The sequence below is a fragment of the Synechococcus sp. WC101 genome, assembly GCF_047461555.1.
Taxonomy (GTDB): domain Bacteria; phylum Cyanobacteriota; class Cyanobacteriia; order Thermostichales; family Thermostichaceae; genus Thermostichus.
The window spans coordinates 1-11,482 of record NZ_JANSHG010000080.1 but is presented as its reverse complement, the minus strand read 5'-3'; the positions used below and the strand labels follow the sequence as shown (position 1 = coordinate 11,482).

The window sequence follows — 11,482 nt, the reverse complement described above, 5'->3', positions numbered from 1 at the left end:
ATTTCATGGTGGGATCCCATTGGGAAGGATTGGTTGAGGGCGCGCAACACCGCATCCGGCTGCCGCAGGTCTGTATCGGGCAGGCTCTGGGAACGCAACTGGTTCATCACCGACACCGACAACAACGCGGATCCCACCCCGTGCCCTGACACATCTAGCAGGTAGATGGCCAGGTGATCCTCGTCTAGCCAGTGGTAGTTAAACGAATCCCCCCCCAGCTCCTGGGAGGGCAAAAAGCACCACTCAATCGCTATTTGGTGAGGTGGGAAGTCGGCCGGCTTGGGCAAAAGCGAACGCACATAGCTGGCTGCTTCGGCCAACTCCGCCCGCAGTCGGGCCGTTTGCTGCTGCAGGTCATAGCTGAGCTGGTGCAAGCGCAGCCCAGCCCGCACCCGCGCCCGCAATTCATTGGGATCGATGGGCTTGCTGAGGAACTCATCTGCCCCGGCATCCAGGCCCTGGATGCGGTCTTCGACTTCGGTGCGAGCGGTAAGCAAAATAAAGAAGGTGGTGGAAAACTTGGGATCCGCCTTGATGCGCCGGCAGACCTCCAGCCCATCCATATCCGGCATCATCCAGTCACAGATAATCAGCCCCGGGGTTAGGAGATGAGCTTTCTCCAGCCCTTCCAAGCCACCGCTGGCCATCTCGACGGTGTAGCCCTGCCGCTCCAGGGATCGCTTCAACACCAGCCGAATCGTGGGATCGTCGTCCACAATCAAAATGGCCGTCATGACCACTGCACCTCAATCCCGAATCAACCCGAATTAAAACGCAACTCTAGCCCGTACTGGTAGGCAGACCGTTTATCCTAGCCCAGGAGTTGCGGCAGAAAAACCGGCTTGGAGGGCGGTTAGCGGAAAAGCCTCAGCAACCTCATCCCCCAGAGCTAAAGTTGCGTATCCCTTAGTGGATCCCTAAAACCGTGGTTGCACGCTACCCAAAAGCTGACCGTTTCAAGATACTGGTGGGAATAGATAACAGCGGGGGGGTTTTTGGGCAGATTCTGCTTTAGAGACTTCCATTGGACAAAGAGATACGGATCACATCTTATCCATCCTTTGCCGGTCTAGAGTGAACTTTGAGGTTAAACGGCCTTGGCTGCATGAGCGCGTCTCCTCTACCGTTATCTCCTCCGTCCGTTCGGGATTCGCAGGCGGCTTCAGCCGCGGCACCCCGCCAAGCTCCCAGGGGAGAAATCCGGCTGGAGGATCTGGACGAGAAGCAATTGCTGGCCGGCTTGTCGTCGGTGGTGCTCAACCCGGCAGCTTGGAGTTGCTTTAGCATCAGTGAAACCAGCCGCTTGCTACGCCCCCTGCAAATTTGCCCCGACTTGACCGGAACTCCCGTTCTCTCCCCAGGCGCCACTGCTGAAGTTGTCTATAAGTTCCTGCTGAGCGACGGTCGGATTGGAACCATGAAGGGGCTGATCTCGATCGAAGACTTTCGCAGCAAGCGGCTGCATTCTATTTATGAGGAACTGCGTATTGAAAAAATCATACCGGTTTTTAACGAAGCGGTTGTCGAGCAGATCATCGATCAGTTGAAGCCGATTTTTGCCCGCGACCTGGACGAGCTGCTTTGGCAAGAAAGTTTTTACTTCACCCCTCAAGATCTACGCCAGCCGGAGTTCTTGTTGCGCGGCCTGCGGCCCGAGGCGATCCCACGCCGCTTTCGGCCGCACCTGCAAAGGGTGTACTCCCACATCATAGGGGTGTGTCGCAGCTTGCCCAACATCGCTTTCCAACTGTGTCTGCGGGCCTACCTGGAGTACAACGAGGTCAAAAACAAGCATCTGTTGGCAATTCTGCTCAGCAAGTATTTTTACACGCTCTATCGCATCGGTGGACTGGACGGTTGGAAAAGTCGGGATCCGGTGGAAGTGGGATCCCTCTACTCTTCCAATCGACGGGCTCGGCTGCAGGCTCTTTCTCACCTGCTGACTCTGGACAACGACAGCGACGAACCGCTGGCAAGCCTCGGGAGTCCAGGGCCGGGCGGCAGTTATTTCAGCGGAGAGTGGGAGCCTGCTGCTAGCGAGGTGCCGAGTACGGAAGAAATCGAAAAGCTACGGCAAGATGTGGAGGCAGCGCGCAGCCAGGCCGCTGAGGCCCAGCAGTTGGTAGCTCAATATCAGGAAGAGAAAAAACAAGAGCTGCTCAACCGCCTGCAGGATCCCAATAAGTTTCTCCTTTTCAGCCTCCATCAATTTTTCGACACTCTCCTCACATCCCTGCCGGTGGAGGTGAAAAGCGAGTACGGAGCCGTCTGGGTGCCCCGCACTTCCCACTTGGACGAAAAAGAGCGGGACAAGCTGACCGAACATTTGCACCAGATTACCAGCGAGGCCTATTTGCTGAGCATCCCCTTTGCCGAGGCGACGATCATTGGCTATTGGCGGGTTTTGGCCGATTCGTTCTACAACCAATGGGTTTTGAATCAGTACAAGCAGTTGCAAAGCTACGGAGTGGATCTAGAGCAGCAGGGCATCCAAATCCTGGAGCGCGAACGATTTTTAGATGAAGTGCAACTGCGCTTTGCTGGCCGCCACCGCGAGATCGTGACTCAAAATGTGGAGAAGATCAGCCAAATTGTGGTAGACAGCCTGGCCAAGCGGGTGGCCCTCAACACCAGCCAACAGAGCTTTCAAGCCATGCGAGCCAAATTGGCCACCGTTTTGGATATGGAGATCTCCCGCAAGGACATGGCGCAGGTACGGCGGCTGATCGACTACTTCACGGATGTGTTTTTGGGCAAGCGGGAGGAGCTGCGCTCGCCCTATCCGGTGGGCACCATCTTGCAAGTAAGGGCAGCCATCGAGCTGCGTCCCCCCGACAGTCGCACCCGCATTGGCCTGGAAATCCTAAACCAGATCTACCGCGAGTACATGCCTGTGCTGCAGCAAGAGTAGGGGCAGGGATCCCAGGGGCTGGCAAGTTTTGGGCACAATGGGGACTGGTGTGCTGTTTAGGGTTGGAGACGGCAAGTTCCCATGCGCTACCGCCAGCTTGGCCACAGTCCTCTGCAGGTTTCGGAGATCTGCCTCGGCACCATGACGTTTGGTGAGCAGAATACCCAGACTGAGGCTTGGGAACAGCTCGATTACGCAGTAGAACACGGGATCAACTTCATCGATACGGCTGAGATGTACCCGGTGCCGGCGCGGGCGGAAACCCAGGGAGCCACAGAACGCTACATCGGCGAGTGGCTGCAGCACCAGCCGCGGGAGCGCCTTGTCATCGCCACCAAGATCACCGGCCCGGGGCGGCCCTGGCACTGGATCCGCGGCGGGTCTCTCTCGATTAGCCGCAACAACCTCAAACAGGCGGTGGCCGGCAGCCTCAAGCGCCTGAAAACCGACTACATCGACCTCTACCAAATCCACTGGCCGGATCGCTATGTGCCCCTGTTTGGGGGCGTGGCCTACGATCCCTCTCAAGAGCGGCCCACGGTTCCCATTGCCGAGCAACTGCAGGGTCTGGCGGAACTGGTGCAGGAGGGCCTGGTGCGCTACATCGGCCTGAGCAACGAAACCCCTTGGGGAGTCTGCGAGTTCTGCCACGTGGCCGAGCAGTTGGGCTTGCCCAGGGTAGTCTCGATTCAAAACGCCTATAGCCTCCTCAACCGCACCTTTGAGATGGGGCTGGCGGAGGTCTGTCGCCACGAACAGGTAGGGCTGCTGGCCTACAGCCCCCTGGCCTTTGGGCTGCTGACGGGCAAATACCTGGGGGGCGCCAAGCCGCCGGGATCCCGTTTGGCCCTGTTCGAGGGCTTTGGCCAGCGCTACCGCAAGCCCAATGTGGAAGAGGCCGTGGCTGCCTACGTGCGCATTGCCCGCCAGCACGGCCTGACCCCTGCCCAGTTGGCTTTGGCCTTTGTGCGCAGCCGTTGGTTTGTCACCAGCACCATCATCGGGGCCACCAACCTGGCCCAGCTCAAGGAAAACCTCAGTTGCCTCGAGGTGGAGCTGTCGCCTGCGATCCTGGCAGAAATTGAGGCGGTGCACCAGCGCTACCCCAATCCCGCCCCGTGAAACTTCGGAAACCGATAGAACTTTTCAGGAGATTTTTTCGTCTAGGGTTACGGAGTGGGTAACTCCATCCGGCTCTTCTTCGATTGTTGATTGTTTGGGCCGATGTCTTTTCTTAGAGCCTTTCTAGCAGGTAGCGAGGAGTTGTAGGGGATGCGTGAGTTTTCTCTTTGGCAAAGTTGGAAGGCGGCAGCCGTGATAGCGAGCTGGGGCAGTTTGTTGCTGGTTGCGGATCCCGTTTGGGCGCAACTTTCCGATATCAGCACCTACTGGGGCGCCCAGTACATCGCCGGGCTCAATGAGCGGCAGATCATCGGCGGCTTCCCAGACGGCACCTTTCGCCCCAACGAGTCGATTACGCGGGCCCAGTTTGCCGTTATCGTCACCAAAGCTTTTGGGCTAGATACCAACGTCCCTGTGCGCCCCTTTGCCGATCCCATTCCCAGTTGGGCAGCTCCCTCCATCGGCGCGGCGGCAGCAGCGGGGTTGGTTTCCGGCTTTCCCGACGGCACCTTCCGTCCCAACGATGTCCTCACCCGCGCCCAGGCCATCACCGTTCTGACCCGCGCCGCCACCAACGGCAGGCTCCTCGAGGATCCCGGTCAAATTGAAGCCATTCTGTCCGGCTTTACCGATGCCAATTTGGTTCCCAATTTTGCCCGCGCCCCCATCGCGACAGCAGTTCAAGAAGGTCTGTTGGTGCTCTACCCTGATCCCACCCGACTGAATGCCCAGGCGGTGGCCACGCGGGGGGAAGTGGCGGCTCTCACCTACCAAGCGCTGGCCAAGGTGGGCCGGGTGCCCAGCCTAGACCCGCCTGTGGGAGCTGCCATCCCCGGGCCAGGGATCCGCACCGAGCTTCTGGCTCAGGTCCCCCCCACGCCTGAGCCCCTGGCCACGCCGGATATCCCCGTGGAGCCGCTGGTGGAAACGCTGCCCGCCGCCCCAGAGGTGAGAACTTTCTTTGCCCGCGAGGAGCTGGGATCCGTCAAGCCGGGAGATACCTTGACGGTGTATTTGCTGGGATCGCCAGGGGCGCAGGCGTCTTTCTCCATTCCCGGCATTGCCTACAACCTGCCCCTGCAGGAAACCCGCCCCGGCCAATACGAGGGCAGCTACACCTTCCGCAGCCAAGACCGGGCCTCGGAAGCGCCAGTATTTGCCCGTCTGGAGCGGAATGGGCTGGTGACCCTGGTGCGATTGCCGGACAAAACCATCAGCATCGGTCGGGTGACCGACACCACCTTCCCCACCATCAGCGACCTGGCGCCGCCCAACGGAGCGGTGACCGACAACCCGCGCCCATCCATCTCCGCTCGCTTTCAAGATGACCAGGGAATCGACCTCAATAGCTTTACCCTGCTGGTGAACAACGTGGACGTTACCGCCCAAGCTCAGCTCAGCCGCACCGGCTTCGCCTACACCCCAGCCGAGCCGCTGCCCACCGATCGACCGACCTTGATTGCCGTCCAAATTGCCGATACCAGCGGCAACACCGCCATCCAGCAGTGGTCTTTCCAGGTGCAGGCCGCCCAGCCCACACCCACTCCAACGCCCACCCCTACTCCAACACCCACACCCACTCCAACACCCACACCCACTCCAACACCCACACCCACTCCAACACCCACGCCGACTCCCACACCCACGCCCACACCGGAAGCGACTCCGACCGCAACAGCAACGCCTACCCCCACCCCAGAGCCTGTAGTGGAGCCTTTGCCTTCTCCCTCTCCCAGCCCTTCTTAGGCAAGAGGGATCCCATGAACAGGCTTTAGTGGTGTTTTAAAGGCCAATGGGTTGCCCCTAGATACTACATCTAGTGGGCACGAGCTGGTCAGGATGCTAAGCTACTGCCAGTTGTGACTGGACGGGATCCATGAGCTCAGCGTTGCAGCCGTTTTTGCCGTCGTGGCAAAGGGTTGGCTTTGGGTGGCTGGTGAGTGGGGTGTTGTGGGCTGCGGCGGTCGCTCCCATCACTGCCCAGCAGTTCGAGTTCACGCCCCAAGCCCCTCAGCCAAATCCCGTCCCTACCCTGCCTCTGCTCAGCAACCCGCCCGGCTCCACGGCTCCGCAAGCCCTGCCGCCTGTGCCTCAGGTGCCGCAAATGCCCCTCACGGGGGATCCCCTCCCCCCACCGGGGGATCCGAGCCCGGCCCCAATTCCGGTGGTGCCCGTTCAAGCGGCCCCAGGTGGACCAGCTCCGCCAGGCGAAGCCTACTCCTATCAACGGCGGCCCGACCTCAGCCCAGGGGGGAACCTGGCTGGGGCCGCGCGGGGCGAGCTGCCTGCCGGCACCCGTATTCCTCTTACGGTCTACCGACCCATCACCTTCCAGCCCTACCAGGCCATCAGCGCCAACCTGGAAGTCTCCGAGCCAGTGCTGGATCGCTTTGGCCAGGTGGTGATCCCGCCAGGGAGTGTGGTGTGGGGCACCTTTGAGCCGGTTTACAGGCCCAGGGATCCCCTCAGTCGTGGCGAAGACAATGCCGACCTGCGGAAACAGATCCTCGGCAACCGCTTTGTGGCCAACCGCCTCACCATCGGCCCTTCTACCTATCTCATTAGAGGCCAGTCTGCACTGCTCCCGGTTGGGTTGGATCGCAACGCCGATGTGGGCACCACCGTCGCCCGTGGGGCGGGCTATGGGGCGGCGGGCGGGTTGGCCTTGGGGGTGCTCACAGGGGGATGGGGCTTTTTGCCCATCCTGGCCGGCGGCCTGGCGGGTGCTGCTGCAGGTAGTACCAACATCGACCGGGTGGTGACGCTGCAGCCCAACACCCTGGTGGAACTGGAACTGAGCGAGAGCCTGATCATCCAATAGCCTTGACAAGAAGCGAGCAGGAGCGGGTCGGTAGAGTAGAGAAGATCCCCCCAAGTTTGCTCCATGGCCCTTTGGATCTACGTCGTGCCCCCCCTGGCCGGGCTGGTGATCGGCTATTTCACCAACGACATCGCCATCAAGATGCTCTTCCGGCCCTACCGGGCCTATCGGATTTTCGGCTGGCGCATCCCCTTCACGCCCGGCCTGATCCCGCAGAACCAGCCCCGCCTGGCCAAGCAGATTGCCAAGACCATCATGGGATCCCTGCTCACGCCAGAGGAGCTGCACAATCTGGCCCGCAAGCTGCTGCGAACTGAGCGCATGCAGGCAGGGATCCGCTGGCTGCTGGGGGTGGCGCTGGATCGGCTGCAAAACCCCGAGCAACAGCAGCAAACCGCTCAGGTGCTGGCGCGCATCTTGGCCGATCTGTTCAACGAGTCGTTGCCCCGCCTGGTGAAGGTGCTCGCCCGCCAGGAGACTTTTTTGGAGGGGCCGATTAACCAACTGTTCGACCAGGTGCTGCTAGAGCTGCGCCTCAACGCCGAGCAAGCCCGGCAGCTTTCGGAGTGGATCCTGAAGCAGGCGCTGCCCCCCAAGGTGTTGCGGCAGAACCTGGTGGATTTTCTCACCGATCGCAACATCGAAGCTTTGGATGAAGAATTTCGCGAGCGGGCCACCGGCTCCTACTGGCTGGTGGCCAACTTGTTTGGCCTCAAAAACGCCCTGCTGCGCCTGCGCACCTATTGCCTGGAGGAGCCGGAAGGGGCAGAGGCCATCTTGGAAGATCTGCTCAAAGACATCAACGCCCCCCGCCGCCTGACCGAGATCCTGCAGAACCTCTCCCTGCAAAACCTGCCGGTTTCCGCCGTACGTCAGTTGCGCCGTGCCCTGCGCGATGGGATCCAAGATTACCTGCGCAGCCAAGGGCCAGAGGTTATCAAGGGGCTGGGGGAGAGCATCGATTGGGAAAAAGTGGCCAGCCTGGTGTTGGGTCGCCTGCGCAACTCCAAGGCGCTGATCGCCTCCATCGATCAGATCAGCGCCGACCTGGCTTTGATCCTGGAGCGCTACCTAGAGCGGGATCTGGAATCGCTGATGATGCAGGTGATCCCCGTGTTGAACTTAGATCAGGTGATTGCCGACAAAGTCAACGCCACCTCCCCTGCTGAGCTGGAGCAGGCCATTCAGCAAATTGTGCGCCAGGAACTGCAGGCCATCGTCAACTTGGGGGGGCTGTTGGGTTTTTTGGTGGGCTGCGTGCAGGTGCTGTTTTTGCTGAGGTGACGGCCCCCTTCCCCAGAAAACGGGAGCTTGGATTGCGGCTTTTGCTTCAGTTATGATATTGGAATGCGGTTAACAATTCTCCACACTTCCGATCTCCACGCCAACCTGCATCCCTGGAACTACTTTGCCGGGATCCCTGCAGAACATGGCTTGGCCAAGCTGGCCACCCTGATCAAGCGTGTGCGAGCAGCCAGCGAGGATCCAGTGTTGCTCATCGACAGCGGCGACACGATCCAGGGATCCCCCTTGGGCACCTACTATGCCCAGGTGGAGCGGGTCTCCCCCCATCCCATGGCCCACGCCCTCAACGCCCTCGGCTACGACGCCTTTACCCCCGGCAACCACGACTTTAACTTTGGGCTGCAGGTGCTGCAGGATTTCACCGCCGATCTCCGCTGTCCCACCCTGTGCGCCAATATTCTCCGCCACAACGGGGATCCGCTGTTTCGCCCTTACCTCATCCGAGAAGAGGCCGGGATCCGCGTCGGCCTGCTGGGGCTGACCACCCCCCGCATCGACACCTGGGAGCGGCCCGACTACATTGCGGGGCTGCGCTTTGCCCCCCTGCTGGAAACTGCCCAGCACTACCTGTCGCTGCTACGGCCCCAGGTGGACGTGTTGGTGCTGATCCTGCACAGCGGTTCCAGCCAACTGCCTCCCCTGCGCAGCCCTGAGGGCTGGCGCAGCCCGGATCGCCGCGGCTGGGCCAGCAACAAAAGCTTGGTGGGGGAAAACGAGCTGCTGGCCCTGGCCGAGCTCGAGGGCATCGACGTCATCCTCTCCGGCCACACCCATCAGACCATTGCCGGCCTGGGGGGGGCCAAGGCCCTGGTGGTGCAGCCCGGCTACTGGGGCAGCCACCTTTCCCACGTGTCTTTGGAGCTGGAGCGCCACGGCGGACGCTGGCAAGTTGTCGGGAAAACTGCCCAGTTGCTGGCTGCGGAAGGGATCCCTGCCGATCCCGAACTCCTGGCCCTGACAGAGCCCTACCACCAGGCCACCTTGCGCTACATCCGCCAGCCCATTGGGCAGGCCCGTTGTGCCTATCGCGGCGGGCTGGCAGCCCGTTTTGGGGCCAACCCCCTAGCAGAGCTGCTCCATCAGGCCCAACTGCAGGCGGTACGGGAGGCCGGCCTTTCGGCGGAGCTCTCCCTGGTCAACATCTGCAGCAGTGCCGGCCTGGCAGCGGGCCCCATCTTTCTGCAAGACGCCTACAGCCTCACCGTTTACGACAACACCCTCTGCGTCTTGGAGATCACCGGCGACATCTTGCGACGCGCCCTCGAGCAGACCGCTGGCTATTTTCGCCAGTTGGATCCCGAGCATCTCCCGGCAGATCCCGCCTCTGTCGTCGCCCCCGAAGCCCGCGGCTACACCTTCGACCTCTACCACGGCATCGACTACTGCTTCGATCTCACCCGCCCTGTAGGCGAGCGCTTGGTGACCCTACAATTTCGCGGCCAGCCGGTGCAGCCGGATCAGACCTTTCGCCTGGCCATCAACCACTACCGCGCCGGCGGTGGGGGGGGCTACAGTATGTTCCAAGAAGCCCAAACCCTCTGGATCTCCGCCGACAGCATCCGCGACTTTCTCGCCCGCCACATTCACACCCATTCCCCCATCCAGCCCATCTACCGCCACAACTGGCACCTCATTCCCAACTTGGCCGAGATCTACTTTCCCCAGAGCTTGGGCCAGCTCCAGGACAGCCTGCTGGTAGGCTAGAACAACTAGGGATCTCAACTGGCTGGCAGAGGAGTCGGTAGAATACGATCAGCACAGAGCCCAGTTTGGCTGATTGCGACGCTGGTTTTGAGACTGCCAAACTGTCGGCACCCGACGTTACTGCTCCTTAATCACGCTTGTCGACATAACCCATGACTGCTGAAGAAAAGCAACCGATGCCCACAGAAGATGCCTATCCTGAACTCCAGGAAGAGGAAATCGACGTAGAAGCAGAGCTGGAGAAGCTGATTTTGGAAGACCGTGAAGCGGAAGCCAGCACCTCCTCTGGCGAAGCCAGCGCTGAGGCTTCTCAGGATCTCAGCGAAACCTTAAAGCAGCTCCAGCAGGAGTTGGAAATAACGCGCCAGCAACTGAAAGAGAAGGAAGAGTCCTACATCCGCCTCTATGCCGATTTTGAGAACTACCGACGGCGTACCCAGCGGGAAAAAGAGGAGTTCAGCCAAAAAGAACGGCAGAAATTTGTGCTGGAGATCCTGCCTGTGGTGGATAGCTTTGAGCGGGCGCAGCAGCAGTTAAAGCTGGAGACCGACCGCGAGCGGGAGGTGCACAACAGCTACCAAAGCGTCTATCGCTTGCTGGTAGAATGCTTGAAAAAGATGGGCGTATCCCGCATGAAATCGGTAGGCCAGCCCTTCGATCCTAACCTGCACGAGGCCATAGCCCGCCAGCCCAGCAGCGAGTACCCCGAAGATGTGGTGGCCGTCGAATATCAACCGGGCTACAAGCTGGGGGACTTGGTGATTCGCCACGCCATGGTGGCTGTCTCGTCGGGCAGCCCAACCTCTGAACCGTCTCCCTCAGACCCAGCCACCCCCAAACCCGAGCCGGAAAGCACGCCTGCCTCTCCCCAAAACCCCCAACATTCGTGACGTACTCCCGCACTCATGCTGACGCATAGAGTGCGGGCTTCCCAGTGACTCCTGCCCAATAGCAGGACATTTCCTGAGCTTGAAGAACGGGACGCCCCACCGCTCTGGATTTGATGACCCTCGCCGAGCTGTGATCCCTGCCAATCCTCAACCCACAATGCGGACAATCGTGCCACCGCTCATGCAGCTCTTTGGGCACCTCACGACCGCACCCCGAGCACCCTTGACTGCTGCCGCGGGGATCCCCTGCAATCGTCAACAGCCCAGCTCTTTCAGCCTTGGCTGCCAAAATTTGCAGGAACTCACCCCACCCGGCATCATCAACAGATTTGGCTAGTCTGCTTCTAGCCAGACCCCTAATAGTAAGCGCCTCATGAGCAATGTGCTTCCCCTTACTTAACAACTTCTTTGCCATCTTGTAGTGAAAATCTTTGCGCTGGTTGGCTACTTTGTAAAACCGTCGGGCAAAGGGCGGTGTTGGACCAGCTTGACCGGCCCAACCTTGGGCAGATGGATAAACTGCCCTCGAATGCAGTCCTGCTTCATCTGAGGGAAGGTGAAGGAGCGATACCGCCCTACTCCCTTAAACCTAGGCCTGCCTGCCCTTTTGCCGTTGCGGTCACCTTTTAGCCATCGGTCAAAGGCCCTTTGTACCCGCTGTAGGCAGTCTTGGAGCACCTGGGAATGAATCGCTTGGTATTCGGGGAAGAGAGCCTTTGTGTTTACCAA

9 protein-coding genes are annotated in these 11,482 nt (G+C 60.2%); 7 read left to right on the top strand and 2 right to left on the bottom strand.

The window, feature by feature from the left end; all coding sequences use genetic code 11:
* Positions 1-734, bottom strand: a 734-nt coding sequence (locus tag NW809_RS07090; RefSeq protein ID WP_414401806.1) for a response regulator, incomplete at its 3' end; no start/stop codon positions are given.
* 371 nt (positions 735-1,105) lie between these two features.
* Between NW809_RS07090 and NW809_RS07085 the strand changes: the two genes are divergently transcribed.
* The 7 genes from NW809_RS07085 (at position 1,106) to grpE (ending at position 10,753) form a co-directional block, all read left to right on the top strand.
* Positions 1,106-2,911: a hypothetical protein gene (locus NW809_RS07085; protein ID WP_414401805.1), complete on the top strand. Its 1,806-nt coding sequence runs from the start codon at positions 1,106-1,108 to the stop codon at positions 2,909-2,911.
* Positions 2,912-2,992: 81 nt separating this feature from the next.
* Positions 2,993-4,033, top strand: coding sequence for an NADP(H)-dependent aldo-keto reductase (locus tag NW809_RS07080; protein ID WP_011429859.1), 1,041 nt, complete (start codon positions 2,993-2,995; stop codon positions 4,031-4,033).
* A gap of 150 nt (positions 4,034-4,183) precedes the next feature.
* Positions 4,184-5,779: an S-layer homology domain-containing protein gene (locus tag NW809_RS07075; RefSeq protein WP_414401804.1), complete on the top strand. Its 1,596-nt coding sequence runs from the start codon at positions 4,184-4,186 to the stop codon at positions 5,777-5,779.
* A 130-nt stretch (positions 5,780-5,909) separates the two neighbouring features.
* Positions 5,910-6,854, top strand: a complete 945-nt coding sequence (locus NW809_RS07070; RefSeq protein ID WP_168173639.1) for a hypothetical protein — start codon at positions 5,910-5,912, stop codon at positions 6,852-6,854.
* Positions 6,855-6,917: 63 nt separating this feature from the next.
* Positions 6,918-8,138: a DUF445 domain-containing protein gene (locus tag NW809_RS07065; RefSeq protein ID WP_011429856.1), complete on the top strand. Its 1,221-nt coding sequence runs from the start codon at positions 6,918-6,920 to the stop codon at positions 8,136-8,138.
* Between the two features lie 63 nt (positions 8,139-8,201).
* On the top strand, positions 8,202-9,863 hold the full coding sequence (locus NW809_RS07060; protein WP_011429855.1) for a bifunctional metallophosphatase/5'-nucleotidase: 1,662 nt from the start codon (positions 8,202-8,204) through the stop codon (positions 9,861-9,863).
* 152 nt (positions 9,864-10,015) lie between these two features.
* The gene (gene grpE, locus NW809_RS07055) at positions 10,016-10,753 is read left to right on the top strand and encodes a nucleotide exchange factor GrpE (RefSeq protein ID WP_228375447.1); all 738 of its coding nucleotides are present in this window, start codon (positions 10,016-10,018) and stop codon (positions 10,751-10,753) included.
* Between the two features lie 13 nt (positions 10,754-10,766).
* Here the strand turns inward: grpE and NW809_RS07050 are convergent, their stop codons facing one another.
* Positions 10,767-11,168, bottom strand: a complete 402-nt coding sequence (locus tag NW809_RS07050) for a zinc ribbon domain-containing protein (protein ID WP_414401803.1) — start codon at positions 11,166-11,168, stop codon at positions 10,767-10,769.
* Between the last annotated feature and the right edge of the window lie 314 nt (positions 11,169-11,482).

What these genes read in the sequence shown, in the direction of transcription:
- NW809_RS07085 (WP_414401805.1), top strand. Translation starts at nt 1,106, where the DNA reads ATGAGCGCGTCTCCTCTACCGTTATCTCCTCCGTCCGTTCGGGATTCG.
- NW809_RS07080 (WP_011429859.1), top strand. Translation starts at nt 2,993, where the DNA reads ATGCGCTACCGCCAGCTTGGCCACAGTCCTCTGCAGGTTTCGGAGATC.
- NW809_RS07075 (WP_414401804.1), top strand. Translation starts at nt 4,184, where the DNA reads ATGCGTGAGTTTTCTCTTTGGCAAAGTTGGAAGGCGGCAGCCGTGATA.
- NW809_RS07070 (WP_168173639.1), top strand. Translation starts at nt 5,910, where the DNA reads ATGAGCTCAGCGTTGCAGCCGTTTTTGCCGTCGTGGCAAAGGGTTGGC.
- NW809_RS07065 (WP_011429856.1), top strand. Translation starts at nt 6,918, where the DNA reads ATGGCCCTTTGGATCTACGTCGTGCCCCCCCTGGCCGGGCTGGTGATC.
- NW809_RS07060 (WP_011429855.1), top strand. Translation starts at nt 8,202, where the DNA reads ATGCGGTTAACAATTCTCCACACTTCCGATCTCCACGCCAACCTGCAT.
- grpE (WP_228375447.1), top strand. Translation starts at nt 10,016, where the DNA reads ATGACTGCTGAAGAAAAGCAACCGATGCCCACAGAAGATGCCTATCCT.
- NW809_RS07050 (WP_414401803.1), bottom strand. Translation starts at nt 11,168, where the DNA reads ATGGCAAAGAAGTTGTTAAGTAAGGGGAAGCACATTGCTCATGAGGCG.